16 protein-coding genes are annotated in these 15665 nt (G+C 57.3%); 7 read left to right on the top strand and 9 right to left on the bottom strand.

Annotated elements, in window-relative coordinates; translation table 11 throughout:
- The first annotated feature begins 12 nt into the window (after nt 1-12).
- From pstB to OMR58_RS15010, 3 genes are all read left to right on the top strand, one after another.
- Nucleotides 13-780, top strand: coding sequence for a phosphate ABC transporter ATP-binding protein PstB (gene pstB / locus OMR58_RS15000; protein WP_105595299.1), 768 nt, complete (start codon nt 13-15; stop codon nt 778-780).
- A 98-nt stretch (nt 781-878) separates the two neighbouring features.
- Nucleotides 879-1613 carry a phosphate signaling complex protein PhoU gene (phoU, locus tag OMR58_RS15005; protein WP_105595300.1) on the top strand — a complete coding sequence of 245 codons (735 nt, stop codon included), beginning with the start codon at nt 879-881 and terminating at the stop codon, nt 1611-1613.
- Nucleotides 1614-1882: 269 nt separating this feature from the next.
- Nucleotides 1883-3121 carry an MFS transporter gene (locus OMR58_RS15010; RefSeq protein WP_200560625.1) on the top strand — a complete coding sequence of 413 codons (1239 nt, stop codon included), beginning with the start codon at nt 1883-1885 and terminating at the stop codon, nt 3119-3121.
- A 169-nt stretch (nt 3122-3290) separates the two neighbouring features.
- Here the strand turns inward: OMR58_RS15010 and OMR58_RS15015 are convergent, their stop codons facing one another.
- Genes OMR58_RS15015 through OMR58_RS15035 form a run of 5 tightly spaced genes read right to left on the bottom strand, consistent with a single transcriptional unit; the run spans nt 3291 to nt 8986 of the window.
- Nucleotides 3291-4406: an ABC transporter ATP-binding protein gene (locus tag OMR58_RS15015; protein ID WP_264546311.1), complete on the bottom strand. Its 1116-nt coding sequence runs from the start codon at nt 4404-4406 to the stop codon at nt 3291-3293.
- 60 nt (nt 4407-4466) lie between these two features.
- Nucleotides 4467-5828 (bottom strand): family 4 glycosyl hydrolase, encoded by a 1362-nt coding sequence (locus OMR58_RS15020; RefSeq protein ID WP_105595303.1) that lies wholly within the window; start codon nt 5826-5828, stop codon nt 4467-4469.
- A 28-nt stretch (nt 5829-5856) separates the two neighbouring features.
- On the bottom strand, nt 5857-6702 hold the full coding sequence (locus OMR58_RS15025; protein WP_264546312.1) for a carbohydrate ABC transporter permease: 846 nt from the start codon (nt 6700-6702) through the stop codon (nt 5857-5859).
- A complete protein-coding gene (locus tag OMR58_RS15030; protein WP_264546313.1) occupies nt 6699-7688 on the bottom strand; it encodes a carbohydrate ABC transporter permease in 990 nt (329 codons plus the stop codon). The genes OMR58_RS15025 and OMR58_RS15030 overlap by 4 nt, the downstream gene beginning before the upstream one ends.
- Before the next feature lie 32 nt (nt 7689-7720).
- Entirely contained in the window at nt 7721-8986 is a 1266-nt protein-coding gene (locus OMR58_RS15035; protein ID WP_200560630.1) for an ABC transporter substrate-binding protein, read from the bottom strand.
- A 120-nt stretch (nt 8987-9106) separates the two neighbouring features.
- Here OMR58_RS15035 and OMR58_RS15040 point away from each other — a divergent pair, with 120 nt between their 5' ends.
- On the top strand, nt 9107-10042 hold the full coding sequence (locus OMR58_RS15040; protein WP_105595332.1) for a LysR family transcriptional regulator: 936 nt from the start codon (nt 9107-9109) through the stop codon (nt 10040-10042).
- Here the strand turns inward: OMR58_RS15040 and OMR58_RS15045 are convergent, their stop codons facing one another.
- Together OMR58_RS15045 and yieH are read right to left on the bottom strand one after the other, a co-directional pair.
- Nucleotides 10043-10312 carry a PTS transporter subunit EIIB gene (locus OMR58_RS15045; protein ID WP_105595307.1) on the bottom strand — a complete coding sequence of 90 codons (270 nt, stop codon included), beginning with the start codon at nt 10310-10312 and terminating at the stop codon, nt 10043-10045. It abuts the gene before it with no gap.
- A gap of 117 nt (nt 10313-10429) precedes the next feature.
- A complete protein-coding gene (yieH, locus tag OMR58_RS15050) occupies nt 10430-11092 on the bottom strand; it encodes a 6-phosphogluconate phosphatase (protein WP_105595308.1) in 663 nt (220 codons plus the stop codon).
- 211 nt (nt 11093-11303) lie between these two features.
- Here yieH and OMR58_RS15055 point away from each other — a divergent pair, with 211 nt between their 5' ends.
- On the top strand, nt 11304-12617 hold the full coding sequence (locus OMR58_RS15055; protein WP_105595309.1) for an NCS2 family permease: 1314 nt from the start codon (nt 11304-11306) through the stop codon (nt 12615-12617).
- 40 nt (nt 12618-12657) lie between these two features.
- Here OMR58_RS15055 and OMR58_RS15060 read toward each other — a convergent pair whose 3' ends face one another.
- Together OMR58_RS15060 and OMR58_RS15065 are read right to left on the bottom strand one after the other, a co-directional pair.
- A complete protein-coding gene (locus OMR58_RS15060) occupies nt 12658-13401 on the bottom strand; it encodes a 4'-phosphopantetheinyl transferase family protein (RefSeq protein ID WP_200545850.1) in 744 nt (247 codons plus the stop codon).
- 79 nt (nt 13402-13480) lie between these two features.
- Entirely contained in the window at nt 13481-13705 is a 225-nt protein-coding gene (locus OMR58_RS15065; RefSeq protein WP_200545851.1) for a hypothetical protein, read from the bottom strand.
- Between the two features lie 182 nt (nt 13706-13887).
- On the opposite strand from OMR58_RS15065, the gene OMR58_RS15070 reads away from it, so the two are divergent.
- Together OMR58_RS15070 and OMR58_RS15075 are read left to right on the top strand one after the other, a co-directional pair.
- Nucleotides 13888-14775: an ABC transporter ATP-binding protein gene (locus tag OMR58_RS15070; RefSeq protein ID WP_200545852.1), complete on the top strand. Its 888-nt coding sequence runs from the start codon at nt 13888-13890 to the stop codon at nt 14773-14775.
- Entirely contained in the window at nt 14772-15665 is an 894-nt protein-coding gene (locus tag OMR58_RS15075; RefSeq protein WP_200545853.1) for a branched-chain amino acid ABC transporter permease, read from the top strand. The genes OMR58_RS15070 and OMR58_RS15075 overlap by 4 nt, the downstream gene beginning before the upstream one ends.

Here is a 15665-nt window from a genome sequence, read left to right on the forward strand (position 1 = left end):
AGTGAGAGCAAAATGATTAATACTTCCGCTAAGATGATTCAGGTTCGCGATTTGAACTTCTATTACGGAAAATTCCACGCGCTGAAGAACATCAACCTGGATATTGCGAAAAACCAGGTTACCGCGTTTATCGGTCCGTCCGGCTGTGGTAAATCCACCCTGCTGCGTACCTTTAACAAGATGTTTTCTCTTTACCCGGAGCAGCGCGCGGAAGGCGAAATCCTGCTGGATGGCGACAACATTCTGAATGCCAGCCAGGATATCGCCCTGCTGCGTGCCCGTGTTGGGATGGTGTTCCAGAAGCCAACGCCGTTCCCGATGTCCATCTATGACAACATCGCCTTCGGCGTGCGCCTGTTCGAAAAACTGTCGCGTGCCGATATGGATGAGCGCGTGCAGTGGGCACTGACCAAAGCCGCGCTGTGGACGGAAACCAAAGACAAGCTGCATCAGAGCGGTTACAGTCTGTCCGGCGGCCAGCAGCAGCGCCTGTGTATCGCGCGCGGCATCGCGATTCGCCCGGAAGTACTGCTGCTTGATGAGCCTTGCTCAGCGCTGGACCCGATCTCAACCGGCCGCGTTGAAGAGCTGATTACCGAGCTGAAACAGGACTACACCGTGGTGATCGTGACCCACAACATGCAGCAGGCCGCACGCTGCTCCGATCACACTGCGTTTATGTACCTGGGTGAACTGATTGAATTCAGCGATACCGATACGCTGTTTACCAAGCCGGCCCAGAAGCAAACAGAAGATTACATTACCGGCCGCTACGGCTGAAAACAGGCAGTTACCCTTGCCAATTTGCGGTGGCGGACGGTCCGCCCCCAAACTGACTGCGTTCTTAACGCCTGTTTTAAACAGGTCTGGAGTTTGAGATGGAAAGCTTAAATCTGAACAAACACATCTCCGGCCAGTTCAACGCCGAGCTGGAGCATATTCGTACCCAGGTGATGACCATGGGGGGAATGGTGGAGCAGCAGCTGACTGACGCCATTACCGCTATGCATAACCAGGATGGCGAGCTGGCCAACAAAGTGATTGAAGGCGATCACAAGGTCAACATGATGGAAGTGGCGATCGATGAAGCCTGCGTGCGCATCATCGCCAAACGTCAGCCGACCGCCAGCGACCTGCGCCTGGTCATGGCGATCATCAAAACCATCTCAGAGCTGGAACGCATCGGTGACGTGGCGGAGAAGATCAGCCGTACTGCACTGGAGAAATTTACCCAGCAGCAGCAGCCGCTGCTGGTGAGCCTGGAATCGCTGGGCCACCACACCATTGAGATGCTGCACGACGTGCTGGATGCGTTTGCGCGCATGGATCTGAATGCGGCAATTGAAATCTATCGCGAAGATAAGAAGGTTGACCAGGAATATGAGGGCATCGTGCGCCAGCTGATGACCTATATGATGGAAGACCCTCGCACCATCCCAAGCGTGCTGACCGCACTGTTCTGCGCCCGCGCCATCGAGCGTATCGGTGACCGCTGCCAGAATATCTGCGAAATCATCTTCTACTTCGTGAAGGGCCAGGATTTCCGCCACGTTGGCGGCGACCAGCTGGATAAACTGCTGGCCGGTGACGACAGCGGCAGCAATCCTGCCTGATAATCAGCGGGGCCGCCAATCGCGGCCTCGCTTTTCCTCTGCTCGCATCTTCATACTGCCGATCTGGTTTTTTTCCGCTGCCGACATTCTCCCCGACTGTTCTTTTTTTGTTCTACACCTTGTCTGCGACGGCCTCACTGAAGTTTCATTTCTCCGCCAAAGCGTAACCGACGACAACGCTTTTGTCCCACCCGCTGCCCGGCAGATGCAACCGGATTTATTTCAGGTATATACTTGGCGCACAATTTGAACGATATGGCTTTGAAATAATGTCTTCTTCTCCTTCTGCTAAACGTGGCGTGACGCCGGGTAAAGCGATGGTTGCCGCGGTCAGCGGCTATGCAATGGATGGTTTTGACCTGCTGATTCTCGGCTTTATGTTGCCGGCGATCAGCGCCTCGCTGGTGCTTAACGCGTCTCAGGCGGGATCTCTGGTGACCTGGACGCTGATCGGTGCGGTGATCGGTGGAATTGTCTTCGGTCACCTCAGTGACCGGCTGGGTCGTATACGCGTATTGACCTTCACCATTCTGATGTTCTCGGTGTTTACCGGACTTTGCGCCGTGGCGCAGGGTTACTGGGATCTGCTGGCATATCGCACCCTGGCCGGTATGGGGCTGGGCGGTGAGTTTGGCATCGGCATGGCGCTGATCGCGGAGGCCTGGCCCGCCAACAAACGTAACCGCGCCTCGGCGTGGGTGGGCATGGGCTGGCAGCTCGGCGTACTGCTGGCGGCGTTTATCACCCCGTTCCTGCTGGACATTATCGGCTGGCGCGGCATGTTCCTTGTCGGCCTTCTCCCGGCGCTGGCCTCATTTGCCATCCGTCGCGGCATGGGCGAACCGGAAGCCTTTACGAAGCATGTCGACGTGAACCAGGGGCTGTCGTTCCCGGCACGCATCCGGCTGCTGTTTGCCGACAGGGCCACTTCGAAAGCCAGTATCGGTATTTTTATCCTCTGTTCGGTGCAGAACTTCGGCTACTACGGGCTGATGATCTGGATGCCGAGCTACCTCTCCTCCAGCTTCGGCTTCTCGCTGACCAAATCCGGCCTGTGGACGGCGGTGACCGTGGTGGGCATGACCTTCGGCATCTGGCTGTTTGGTGTGCTGGCGGATCGCTTCGCGCGCTGGAAAATTTTCCTGATTTATCAGGTTGGCGCAGTGGTGATGGTGGTGGTTTATGCCCAGCTGCGTGACCCGACGGTGATGCTGTTTACCGGCGCGCTGATGGGAATGTTTGTTAACGGCATGATTGGCGGCTACGGCGCGCTGATCTCTGACACCTATCCGGTGAAGGTGCGCGCAACCGCGCAGAACGTCCTGTTCAATCTGGGCCGTGGCGTTGGCGGCTTTGGTCCGCTGGTGATCGGCCTGCTGGTGGGCCAGTGGTCGTTTACCGCCGCGATTACTCTGCTGGCGCTGATCTACCTGCTGGATATCTTCGCCACCCTGTTCCTGCTGCCGAAAAAGCAGGGCAGCGAGGATGTGCTGGGAGCGATTGGCTGATACTGGCCAGGCCCGGATGCGATGATCGTCCGGGCCGAGCGGGTCTGTCGCGTAGAGATCCGCGCTTCACACGACTGCAGTAGTTCCCCGCTCAGATTGCAGACTCTCACTCCCTTGCTGTTCCGTCAGCGTACCGTATTGACATGATGCATAACGTTTCCCTTCAGATTTAATGGGCTGCCGACGATGCGACCAGCCGCTGAAAGGCGCGGCCCTGGCTGTCGAACAGGTAGCAGCACTCTACCGGCAGGCCAACGCCAACGGTATCTCCCACCCTGATCGTTGAGCGTTCGGGATTGCGCACGACCCAGGGTTCACTGACGTTGCCGTTATCCAGATAAAGGTAGGTTTCTTTGGCCATATGCTCAACAAACATCACTTCGCCCTGATATTCACACTGCGCCAGGTTGCCACCGCGGATATGTTCCGGGCGAATACCGATATTGACGCTTTGCCCCTCGGCTTCGGGCGGCGTCGCGATGGGCAGCACCAGTGATTTACCGTTATCCAGCTCCACCACGCTCTGCTGTTCTCCGGCGCGGCGCAGAACCGCCGGGATCAGATTCATTTTCGGTGAGCCAATAAACTGGGCGACAAATTCGTTGGCCGGATGGTCGTACAGCTCCAGCGGCGTGCCAACCTGTTCAATATTTCCCTTATTCAGTACGACGATGCGGTCGGCCAGAGTCATGGCCTCCACCTGATCGTGGGTGACATAAATAATCGTCGAGCCAAGCCGCTTGTGCAGCGAGGCGACCTCCATCCGCATCTGTACGCGCAGTGAGGCATCGAGGTTAGAGAGCGGTTCATCGAACAAAAACAGCCGGGGTTCGCGCACAATCGCCCGGCCAATCGCCACGCGCTGGCGCTGACCGCCGGAGAGATCCTTCGGTCGCCGCTCCAGCAGCGGTTCCAGCTGCAGGATTCCGGCGGTTTCATGTACTCTACGCGCGATGTCATCCGCCGGATGGCCCGCCAGCTCCAGCGCGAAGGCCATATTCTTGTACACGCTCATATGCGGATAGAGCGCATAGGATTGGAAGACCATGCCGATGCCGCGTTCTGAAGGGCTGTCGTCGTTCACGTAGCTACCGTCGATGTACATGCCGCCGCCGCTGATCTCCTCCAGGCCAGCGATCATGCGCAGCAGCGTGGACTTGCCGCAGCCGGAAGGCCCGACCACCACCACGAACTCGCCGCTGTTAATCTGAAGATCCAGTGACTTAATGACTTCCGCTTTGTTGCCGTAGCGTTTTTGCAGGTTTTTCAGCGTTAATTGCGCCATATTCTCTCCACTCAGCATTTGCGATGGGTAGACGGAGCGCCGCGGCGCCCCATCCAGGGCTTATTTCAGGTAATCAAGCCACGGGCTTTGACGCGATATCATCACGTCCACCAGTTCAGGAATGGCGCGGCACTTGTCGTTAACCGAATCCACCAGCAGCGCCTGAATCACCAGATCGCGCGAGCCGTTAAGAATTGCCTCTGCGGTCAGATCGTGGATACCAATCTGGTTGCACAGCAGCCCGGCGATGCCGGACGGAACCTCAACCGGAATGCCATGGATGCCTTTACGATCGATAATCGCCGGGACTTCCACCGCGATAAATTCCGGCAGCTGTTTGATAAAGCCACGGTTGGGAATATTGACCGCGGCCTCTTCGTAACCGGAATCGTTGATGATCCCCTCCATGATTGCCACCACCCGCTCTTTCATCTTCAGTTCGATCGACGGCTGAACGTGGCCGAGGTAGTTGCGGTAGAAGGTATAGAAGTCGAGGATACCCCGATGATCGCTGACCTCGCTGGCCCAGCGAATGTACTCGCCGAAGTGGCTGTCGCTGGTGATCGGCAGATAATTAAACTTCTGCAAAATTTCCTTAAACAGCGTGCGGTCCGACCACTCCCAGGCGCTGTCCCGGCCGCCCAGCGCGGCGCGTTCGGTAGCGCCTTCCGTTTCCAGCACTTTCCCGTGGATGCGGGTGTAGGCCAGGATATCGCTGTAGCCCGGCAGGCGGGAGAAATAATCCGGCGCTTTCGCACGAACATCGGCATAGGCATCCTCGCCGCTGTCCTTGTAGCGCGCTTCCAGCAGCACGCTGAAGTGGTTAAGCCCCCCCGCTCGCAGGCTGAGATTATCAAAGGATGTTCCTAACATTTCCGGCAGATAGCGCTCCAGCGAGGCGATTTCGTGACACATGCCGACAAAGTTCAGCTCCGGGAAACGGCGATGTACGGTGGTACAAATGCGGCTCATCGGGTTGGAGTAGTTGAACACCCAGGCCTGCGGGCAGATATCGGCAATATCGGCGCAGATATCCAGAATCGGCGGGATGATGCGCAGCGAGTGGAACAGGCCGCCGGGGCCGCCGTTTTCGCCGTACACCTGCTGAATACCGTACTGCTGCGGGATCTGCCAGTCGAGATCCCACAGCGCGAAGCGATCGCCCACCTCGATGGAGATAATTACAAACTCCGCGCCGCGCAGGGCTTCACGGCGGTCGGTGGTGGCGCTGATGATAAAGGGCAGATCTTCATGGGCAATAAAATCACGTGCGGTTTTTTCCGTCACCGCCAGCGCGGCAGGATTGATATCGAGCAGCACGATCTCGCTGCCGTACAGCGTGGTACTCTGGAAAATATCCCCGAGCGTGCCGTAGCCGAACTGTGCACTGCCCGCACCCACTAAAACGATTTTTGTAGCCATTTGCTTATCTCCTTGAGGTAAATCGACATTAGCCTTTAACTGCGCCGTTAGTTAATCCGCTGACGATGCGGCGCTGGAACAGCAGCACCAGCCCGACGATCGGCAGCGTGACGATGACCGAGGCCGCCATGATGGTGCCCCACGGAAGTTCATATTGAGAGGCACCCTGTAGCATGCCGATAGCGACGGGAACGGTGCGTTTGCCGCTGGAAATCACGAAGGTCAGCGCGAACATGAACTCATTCCACGCGCCGATAAACGCCAGCAGCCCGGTGGTAACCAGCGACGGCCCCATAATGGGGGCGAAAACGCGGGTGATGATGGTCCAGGTACTGGCACCGTCGACGATTGCCGCCTCTTCCAGCTCCACCGGGATAGCGCGCATAAAGGTGGTCAGCACCCAGACGGTAAACGGCAGCGAGAAGGTGGTGTACGAGAGCACCAGCGCGCCAAGCGAGTCGTACAGGCCCATAAAACGCACCAGCTCGAACATGCCGGAAAGCACTGCCACCTGCGGAAACATCGAAACGCAGAGGATGGTAAACAGCAGGTATTTGCGGCCGCGAAAGCGGATGCGCGCCAGCGCAAACGCGGCGGTGATGGAAACCAGCAGGCACAGGCCTACCGTCAGGGTCGCCACCGTTATCGAGTTCAGCAGGCTGCGGGCAATGCCGCTTTCCATCAGTGCATTCAGGTAGTTGCCCCAGTTTAGCCCGTCCGGCAGATAGCTGATGCGAAACAGATCTTTCCCCTCGCGCAGCGAGGTGACGATGGCGTAATAAAACGGGAACAGGCAGAGAATACTGGCCAGCGCCGCGCCGGAAAAAATCAGCGCCTTATGGCCCATTCGCTGCTGGTGACGGCTCAGTTTCATTTGTTTTCTCCGTTATTAAAGCGGCCCGCCGCCAGGAAGCAGGCTGCGATACCCGCGACCATCATGAACACCAGTACCGAGGCGGCAGAGCCGGAACCCATCTGCTGATAGCTGACCATCAGGTCGCGGGCATAGCCGGAGACCGACACCGTGGCTTCGCTGTTGGAGGTCAGGACGTAAATCAGGTCAAATACCCGCAGCGCATCCATCACGCGAAAAATCAGCGCAACGATCATCGCGGGCATAATCAGCGGCAGCGTGATGCGGCGGAAACGTTGCCAGGCGTTGGCCCCGTCAACCCGGGCGGCTTCATACAGATCGCCGGGGATAAGCTGCAGCGCGGCCAGCAGCATCAGCGCCATAAACGGCGTGGTTTTCCATACGTCGGCGATAATCACCGCCCACATCGACAGATTCGGTTCTGCCACCCAGGCCAGCGGCGTGCTGATAACGCCCAGCTTCAGCAGAAGATCATTCACCACGCCGTACTGATCGTGAAACATCCAGCCCCACATCTTGGCGGAGACGATCGTCGGGATAGCCCAGGGAACCAGAATGGCGGTGCGCACCAGGCCCTGACCGCGAAACTTCTGGTTCATCAGCAGCGCCAGCAGCATGCCAAACACCAGCTCCAGAGATACCGAAATCAGGCTGAAGCGCAGCGTATTGCCCACCGCCAGCCACCACTGCGGATCGGCCAGGATGCCGAAGCGATGGCCGCCGTCGGCGAAGTCGAGGTAGTTAGCGAAGCCGACGAAACGATAATCGTCCGGCGTATCCAGCATGGCATCGGTGAAGCTGTAGAACAGGGTGCGCAACAGCGGCCATCCCGCCACTGTCGCCAGCAGCAGCATAGCGGGTGCCACCAGCAGCCAGGCCACGCGGCTGCGCCGCTGCTGATGATTCAGTTTGCTGCGTTTCGCCGAGGTTACCGCGTGCGGCTCCGGCGTTGCCGTCAGGGATAAGGAACGCGTTTCATCTTTCATCGTGCAGGCTCCGGTAGGTTTACAGGGCGATATCAGCGCCACTCTCTGGCTTTGATTCTTTCCAGGCGCTGCTGCAGACCAGCGACTGCCGTTGCGCCATCGCTGCTGCCGCGAAGCACATTAAAGGTGGCGTTGTAGATAGCCCGGGAAACCTGGGCGTACTGGCGTTTAGTCTGGGTGGCCGGGCGCGGAATGGCCCTGGCGAAAATCTCCTTGAAGCTGGCCAGATAGGGCACCTGAGCCAGCACCTGCGGATCGTCATACAGTGCGATACGCGACGGCGGCCAGCCCATCAGCGTCAGCCCTTCGCGCTGCGATTTGGCATCGCTGACGATTTTCAGCAGTTCGAAGGCGGCATCGGGGTTTTTGGTGTAGGCGCTGATCGCCCACTGCCAGCCGCCAAGCGTACTGAGTGAACGGCCTTCATCGCCTGCGGGCAGCGGCATCAGGCCCACTTTGCCCTTGATTGCGCTGCTGCTGTCCTGGGTCAGAACCCAGGCGTACAGCCAGTTGCGCATAAACAGCGCATCGCCGTTCTGGAATACCGCGCGTGACTCCTCTTCCATGTAGCCCAGCGCGCCGCGCGGCACGATGTTGCCGATCCAGCCCGCGGCTTTATCCAGCGCCAGCGCCGCCTGCGGGTTATTGATGGTGATCGCGCCGTCCTGAGTAATAAAGTCGCCACCGCTCTGCGAAGCCACCCACTCCAGCACGTTGCAGGTCAGTCCCTCGTAGGATTTGCCCTGAAACACCAGGCCCCAAAAGTTTTTATGCCCGGCCTCGCGTTCCTGCTGCTGAATGCGCGTACTGATGCGGGCCATCTCATCCCAGGTTTTTGGCGGCTGTTCGCCGTAGCGCTCAAGCAGGTCTTTGCGGTAATAGAGCGCGCCGGTATCCAGAAAAGCGGGTACGGCTTTGACCCGACCGTTAACCACGTTATTTTGCCAGGCGGAGGGGAAGAAATCGTCGCGCATCGAGCCGACGCGATCGGTGAGATCCAGCAGATGCTTATTCAGTACGCCGATCCACACGGTATCGGCCTGAAACAGATCGATGGCGCTGCTGTCTTTCGCCGCAAACAGCTGTTGAAACAGCGACAGCTTTTCATCCGAGGCGCGGGGGAGATCGATAAATTCCAGCGTATGGCCGGTCTGCGCTTCAAAGCGCTGCTTGATGTCATTACAGAACTGGCGGCCTTCCCTGCTGGGTGGGCACTCCATACGCAGGGTATCGGCCAGGGTGGGAGCAGATAGCAGCGCCGCCGCGCAGACAAGCAGGCTCGGAATCACTTTTCTCATGACGTCCTCTCAGTTAGCGGCCGGGTGCCGTTACCGGACAAGCTAGCGAAAGCGGATCATTGAAGGAAATCGATTTAATTGGCTATGCTATAGAAAATATCTATGTCACTTGCGGAAAATATGATCGTGGACAAAATTTTACGTCAGTTTATCGAAGTCGCGATGTTGGGAAATGTGAGCCATGCGGCAAACAAACTTTGCCTGAGTCAGCCCACGTTGACCCATAACATGAAGAAACTGGAAGAGAATTTAGGCGTGCAGCTGCTGGAGCGCACCTCAACCGGGGTGAATACCACGGAATTTGGTGAGCTGCTGCTGGAGCAGGCCCAGATGATGCAGCGCATCTACGATAACACCCTGATTAAGCTGGCTTCGATAAAAGCCCGACAGGGGCAGAGCCTGCGGATGGGGGCGGGACATGCCTGGTGGTATATGTTCGTTCGCGACAGCTTTAACGCCTATCGCACCCTGCATCCCACGGTCAATATTCATATCGATCTCGGCAATCACCTGCGCCTGATGGATCTGCTGTTAGGTGGCGATATCGATCTGTTTATTGGACATGAAATCAAAGGATTGAATCCGAAGGCGGGCATCAGTTTTCTGCCGCTGTTCAGCACGCGCGATAGCATGTTTGTCCGCGGCGGGCATCCGCTGCTGGGCAGGCCGGTGGAGGAGTACGAGCTGCTGGGATACCCCTATGTGGAGCTGACGCCGGACGAGAGCCGCTACCAGCATATGATGGATGATATGCAGCACAAAAGGCAGGCGCGTAATCGTCTGCACCTGGCCGAACGGGTGATCTGGTCTACCAGCTCAATGATGTCGGCGGTGGATATGATTAACGACTCTGACGCAATGATGCTGAACTACCCTTCCTGCATGGCGGGGTATTTTGCCCGGTATGGCCTTGAGCCTTTGCAGCTGGCAGAAGAAAGCCAGCCGTGTACGGTCGGCATCTATTTGATGCGGGAAAAGGCCGATGCGCCCCATGTGGTGCAAATGCAGGAGCTGTTACATCAGTTCCTTGAACCGGTTCGCCATCTGGTGTCGTAGCTACTTTTCACCGACCCGTTCGACCAGCGCCTGATACAGCGGCCGCGACTGGCCCGGCCCCATCACCAGCTGGAATTCCGTGAGCTGCGGGGAAAGGGTGACTTCCAGCAGCGCTCTGACCGGGGGCTGCTGCTCAATCAGCTGCCGGTCAATTTGGGTGTTATCGTGCAGTTTTAGCCGAACGCGGCTGGCGCAGTAGCGCAGTGCGGCGACGTTATCCGCGCCGCCCAGTGCCGCCAGTACGGCGGTAGCAAGTCGTTGGTTTTCCATATTCTCTCCTGGCCGATGCCTGTGCTGCAGCAGCATAGGGTCAGGGAGGGGACGAAGTGAAATTGATTTATTCCGGCCGGATATAGACGGTTTCTATACCCGGCGCTGGCCCGGCCGCTAGCGCGTCAGCTGCCAGCCTTTTTCACGCCACAGGGCGGGAAGCTGCGCCATATCGGTAAATACGGTGACCAGCGGATGATCGAGAGTGGGATTGTGCGCGTCCGCGCAGTAGTAAAAAACCGGAATACCGGCGGCGATCCCTGCTTTTGCCCCGGCTTCGGAGTCATCCACCAGGATGCAATGCTCAATCGGGATGCCCATCTGCTGCGCGGCGTGGTGCATCAGCTCCGGCTCGGGTTTCCAGTGCTGGATATCGTAGCCGCTGTAGAGGCGATCGCTGAAAAACGGCAGCAGCCCGGTCAGGCCCAGCGAGTGCTGCATTTTCGGTACTGTACCGTTGGATACGACACACATTGGCACCTGAATGCTTTCGACCAGCGCTTTAGCGCCGGGGATCGCCTTCAGTTCCAGATCGAACAGTCTTGCTACTTCGGCGCGGTAGGCCGGTTCAAGCACCTCAACCGGGGTGGTCAGGCCATGCTGTTCGCAGACATCGGCCACGATGTCATACAGTTTTACGCCTTTATATTTCTCGAACATCTCCTGCAGCGAAAGCGTAACGCCAAACTGCGCAAAGGTATTCACATAGCCCTGGGTACAGAGCACTTCGCTGTCTACCAGCGTTCCATCACAATCAAAAAATACACACTCCACTGACATCTGCGCGTCCTTCAGGTCGGTTAGGCTTTCTTTTCTACTTTACGCGACTGTAGCAGGATTGCGACTGCAAATGTCAATTACGGTTAATGGTAGTGATTCGACGGCGAAAACAGCGTAATCGGTTGCGAAAAAACCGGTTACCCCCCATCCAAAACGCATCATTATGGGGTAGGATAGCCGTCGACATTTTTCTCCGTTCTGGAAACACATAATGACTAATCCCGGTTTGTTACAACGGATTTTTAAATTGCAGGAGCATGGCACCACAGCACGCACTGAGGTGATTGCCGGCTTCACCACGTTTCTGACGATGGTGTACATCGTTTTTGTTAACCCGCAGATCCTCGGCGTGGCCGGTATGGACACGCAGGCGGTGTTTGTTACCACCTGCCTGATCGCCGCTGCCGGTAGCATCCTGATGGGGCTGGTGGCTAATCTGCCGGTTGCGCTGGCACCGGCAATGGGCCTGAACGCCTTCTTTGCCTTCGTGGTGGTGGGTGCGATGGGAATCTCCTGGCAGGTGGGTATGGGGGCGATCTTCTGGGGCGCGACCGGCCTGCTGCTGCTGACCATTTTCCGCGTGCGCTACTGGATGATTGCCAATATCCCGGTCAGCCTGCGCGTGGGTATCACCGCCGGTATCGGGCTGTTTATCGCGATGATGGGCCTGAAAAATGCCGGGATCATCGTGCCTAACGAAGCCACGCTGGTCAGCGTCGGCAATCTGACCTCGCACAGTGTGCTGCTGGGGGCGCTGGGCTTCTTTATCATCGCGATTCTGGCATCCCGCAATATTCACGCGGCGGTACTGGTGTCCATCGTGGTGACCACCGGCATTGGCCTGGCGATTGGTGATGTGAAATACACCGGCATTTTCTCTGCGCCGCCGCCGGTTACGTCGGTGCTGGGCCAGGTGGATCTCGCAGGCTCACTGAATATCGGAATGGCCGGGATTATCTTCTCCTTTATGCTGGTCAACCTGTTTGACTCCTCCGGCACGCTGATCGGCGTTACCGATAAGGCCGGTCTGACCGATGAAAAAGGCACATTCCCGCGCATGAAGCAGGCGCTGTACGTTGACAGCATCAGCTCGGTAGCCGGTTCATTTATCGGTACTTCCTCTGTGACTGCCTACATCGAAAGCTCTTCCGGCGTGTCCGTCGGCGGGCGCACGGGGCTGATGGCGGTCGTCACCGGAATTCTGTTCCTGCTGGTGATGTTCCTGTCTCCGCTGGCCGGTATGGTGCCCGCCTATGCGGCAGCCGGTGCGCTGATTTACGTTGGCGTACTGATGACGTCCAGCCTTGCACGCGTGAAGTGGGACGACCTGACCGAAGCCGTTCCGGCCTTTGTCACCGCCGCGATGATGCCGTTCAGCTTCTCGATTACCGAAGGGATCGCGCTGGGCTTTATCTCTTACTGTGTGATGAAGCTGGGAACCGGCCGCTGGCGTGAAATCAGCCCGTGCGTGGTAGTGGTGGCGCTGCTGTTCGTGCTGAAGATTGTGTTTGTTGACGCACATTAAACGCCCTGAAACCGCAGGGTGGCCTTGTGCCACCCTGCTATCAGGAATAGTAGTGCTGCTTCTCGGCGGGCAGGCTGGTTAAACGCAGCGCCCGTGGCCCCATATTTAACGAATAGACGTTAATACTCTGCAGTGAATTCCACCCTTCAGTATCGTCATACTCCCACAGCTGTAGCCGATCGGTTCCCGGCGAGAGTGCGCAGGACCAGACCATCAGCGCTTCCACATCACAGATAGCCTGAATATCGGCCAGCGTTGAAGAACGCAGCCTTCCCGAAGCGGGATGCAGGCGCAGGGCATCAAAACCACCGTTACCTTCCCCGGTCATCTTCAGAATACTTTGGCGAAGAGTCCAAATCTGGGTACAGGCTTCAGACGGATCGTTCTGGGCGTTAATCCAGGCTTTTTCACCGGATGAAAAAGAGTGCAGGTACTGCTCTAAAGTCTGGCGGCTGTGCGCGCGAACAATTTCCATATCCAGACCGGCGCGGCAGCCCTCTTCCGCCAGCAGAACACCCACCACATTACCGGCGTAGGAGATGCTGAAATCAGGAAGGTCGGGATCGGAAAAACAAGGGCGTCCGCCCTCAGCAAGGCGGATATCAGGGAGCTGGGGGATGCCGTAGACCCGCAGCATCAGTTCCGCCAGCAGCGTTCTGGCCGCGAGGTAGCGGCGTCGACGTCTCTCCGCCAGACTGGCTGAATGCTCTACCAGCTGCAGCGGAAGTCGGTGAACCTGTGCTTTCGTCTGGACAAGTGTCCATCGTGCAAAATGACTTGCCATCTGTCACTCCATGAAAATGGTCGGGTAATCATCAACTCTATTGTAAGAATAATCCTACGAATTTTCACCCGTGATTCCCTTAACGGGGCGAAATTCGGATTAATATTATTTCTCCTGGGGTTAAACCGAGAAGATCAATACGTAATAGGAAAACAGCCAGATAATCATCGCTTTTAATGCCATTTTCACAGCATAAACACCACAAACCCGCTAAATCTTGATCATTCCCCGCTATATCCTTCCGTTGAACACCTGCTGCTGCATTTGCAGCATCTAAACAACATTTATGCTGCAAATGCAGCATTTTCTCTCAGGGTTTTTAAGTCTAATTAACTGAATTAAAAGGAAAATAACCATTTCCAACTTTGGCACGCATTCTGCTTACGTTCTTATAACTTAAAGGTTGGTTTGTATATTTATAAATTGCAAATAGTTATATGAGAAAGCGGCAAAGCGATCGAAAGCGCTGCTGACCAGGAGAGAAATATGTCGTTATCAGAACTATCCCCGACCTCGCTGGCGGCACTGCGACAATCGCCGTTAGCGGGTTACTCAGCCGAAACGGCCAGAGCCAGAAAGCCGGGCGCATCGCTACAGCTTTCTGGTATTTCGCTCTCATTTGGCGGGGTTAAGGCCTTAAGTGACGTCTCGCTGCGGGCGGAACCTTCATCGTTAATGGCGATTATCGGCCCGAATGGCGCGGGGAAAAGCACCCTGCTGAATGTGATTTCCGGTATTTACCGGCCCGATCGCGGCGAGATCGGTCTTGATGAGCATCGTTTTCGTTCAATTCGCCCGGAAAAGCTCGCCAGTGCGGGCGTGTCTCGGACCTTCCAGAATCTTGCGCTGTTTAGCGGCCTTTCAGTGGTCGATAACATTTTGCAGGGGCTGGCACACCGTCGGGAAACATCTCTGCTGAGCGAGGTTTTCGGACTGCGGCGCGCACGGCATGAGAGTGCCAGTCAGCTTCAGCAGGCGCAGGCGGTGATGAATTTTTTCGGTCTGGATGCGGTGGCATCGCGCCTGACGACCAGTTTGTCCTACGGCATGCAAAAACGCGTTGAGCTGGCGAGAGCGCTGGTTGCCCACCCTCGCCTGTTGCTGCTCGACGAACCGATGGCGGGAATGACGCTGGCGGATAAACAGCAGCTTAGCGAGCTTATTCGCGAGATACGCCGCCATTTCGGCACCACCATTTTGCTGATCGAGCACGATATTGCGGTGGTGATGAGCCTGTCCGATCGCGTTGTGGTACTGGAGTACGGGCGCAATATCGCGACGGGAACGCCGGATGAGATCCGGCAAAATCCGGCGGTGATTGCCGCCTATCTGGGTTCAGCGGCGGAAACTACCGCACCGGGAGCCCGAGGATGAATATTGACTGGCTGTTCCTGATTGAAGTTAGCGTCGGTGGCCTGCTGTCGGGGGTGATGTATTCACTGGTCGCGCTGGGGTTTGTGCTGGTCTACAAAAGCTCCGGCGTCTTCAACTTTGCCCAGGGTTCGATGCTGCTGTTCTCGGCACTCACCTTCGTTTGCCTGATCGAACGCGGCTGGACGGTATGGGCGGTGCTTCCCATTACCCTGGTGGCGATTTCGCTGCTCGGCATGCTGATTGAATTCTCCGTGCTGCGGCCGTTAGTGAATCAGCCGCCGATCGTGCTGTTCGTTGCCACGCTTGGCGTGTCGTACATCATCGAGGGTGCTGCACAGCTGTTGTGGGGAACGCAGGTTCACGCACTGGACCTGGGCATCGACGACACGCCGTTTGAAGTTGGCGGCGTGCTGATCAGCCAGTTCGATCTGTTTGCCGCCGGCGTTGCCGGGTTGATGGTACTGCTGCTGAGCCTGTTCTTTCGCTATACGCACACCGGACTGGCTTTCCGTGCGGTGGCGGATGACACCTTTGCCGGGCTGGCGGTAGGCCTGAATATTGGCCGCCTGTGGGCGGTGGTCTGGGCGGCGGCAGGGATTGTCGCGCTGGTTGCCGGGCTGCTGTGGGGGGCAAGGCTGGGCGTACAGTTCTCACTGTCTCTGGTGGTTCTGAAAGCGCTGCCGGTTCTCGTACTGGGCGGATTTGATTCGGTGGCCGGGGTGATCGTTGCCGGGCTGCTGGTTGGCCTGATCGAAAAGCTGGGATCGGTGTATCTCGGTCCGCTGCTGGGCGGCGGAATCGACAGCTGGATCGCCTACGCCGTAGCGCTGCTATTCCTGCTGATCCGTCCTGCGGGCCTGTTTGGCTCCCACCGCTTATCGAGGCTGTAA

Source organism: Erwinia sp. INIA01 (genome assembly GCF_025947915.1).
GTDB classification, from domain to species: domain Bacteria; phylum Pseudomonadota; class Gammaproteobacteria; order Enterobacterales; family Enterobacteriaceae; genus Erwinia; species Erwinia coffeiphila.

Excerpts from the sequence above, each read along its gene's own strand:
- pstB (WP_105595299.1), top strand. The coding sequence starts at position 13 with ATGATTAATACTTCCGCTAAGATGATTCAGGTTCGCGATTTGAACTTC.
- phoU (WP_105595300.1), top strand. The coding sequence starts at position 879 with ATGGAAAGCTTAAATCTGAACAAACACATCTCCGGCCAGTTCAACGCC.
- OMR58_RS15010 (WP_200560625.1), top strand. The coding sequence starts at position 1,883 with ATGTCTTCTTCTCCTTCTGCTAAACGTGGCGTGACGCCGGGTAAAGCG.
- OMR58_RS15015 (WP_264546311.1), bottom strand. The coding sequence starts at position 4,406 with ATGGCGCAATTAACGCTGAAAAACCTGCAAAAACGCTACGGCAACAAA.
- OMR58_RS15020 (WP_105595303.1), bottom strand. The coding sequence starts at position 5,828 with ATGGCTACAAAAATCGTTTTAGTGGGTGCGGGCAGTGCACAGTTCGGC.
- OMR58_RS15025 (WP_264546312.1), bottom strand. The coding sequence starts at position 6,702 with ATGAAACTGAGCCGTCACCAGCAGCGAATGGGCCATAAGGCGCTGATT.
- OMR58_RS15030 (WP_264546313.1), bottom strand. The coding sequence starts at position 7,688 with ATGAAAGATGAAACGCGTTCCTTATCCCTGACGGCAACGCCGGAGCCG.
- OMR58_RS15035 (WP_200560630.1), bottom strand. The coding sequence starts at position 8,986 with ATGAGAAAAGTGATTCCGAGCCTGCTTGTCTGCGCGGCGGCGCTGCTA.
- OMR58_RS15040 (WP_105595332.1), top strand. The coding sequence starts at position 9,107 with ATGATCGTGGACAAAATTTTACGTCAGTTTATCGAAGTCGCGATGTTG.
- OMR58_RS15045 (WP_105595307.1), bottom strand. The coding sequence starts at position 10,312 with ATGGAAAACCAACGACTTGCTACCGCCGTACTGGCGGCACTGGGCGGC.
- yieH (WP_105595308.1), bottom strand. The coding sequence starts at position 11,092 with ATGTCAGTGGAGTGTGTATTTTTTGATTGTGATGGAACGCTGGTAGAC.
- OMR58_RS15055 (WP_105595309.1), top strand. The coding sequence starts at position 11,304 with ATGACTAATCCCGGTTTGTTACAACGGATTTTTAAATTGCAGGAGCAT.
- OMR58_RS15060 (WP_200545850.1), bottom strand. The coding sequence starts at position 13,401 with ATGGCAAGTCATTTTGCACGATGGACACTTGTCCAGACGAAAGCACAG.
- OMR58_RS15065 (WP_200545851.1), bottom strand. The coding sequence starts at position 13,705 with ATGCTGCATTTGCAGCATAAATGTTGTTTAGATGCTGCAAATGCAGCA.
- OMR58_RS15070 (WP_200545852.1), top strand. The coding sequence starts at position 13,888 with ATGTCGTTATCAGAACTATCCCCGACCTCGCTGGCGGCACTGCGACAA.
- OMR58_RS15075 (WP_200545853.1), top strand. The coding sequence starts at position 14,772 with ATGAATATTGACTGGCTGTTCCTGATTGAAGTTAGCGTCGGTGGCCTG.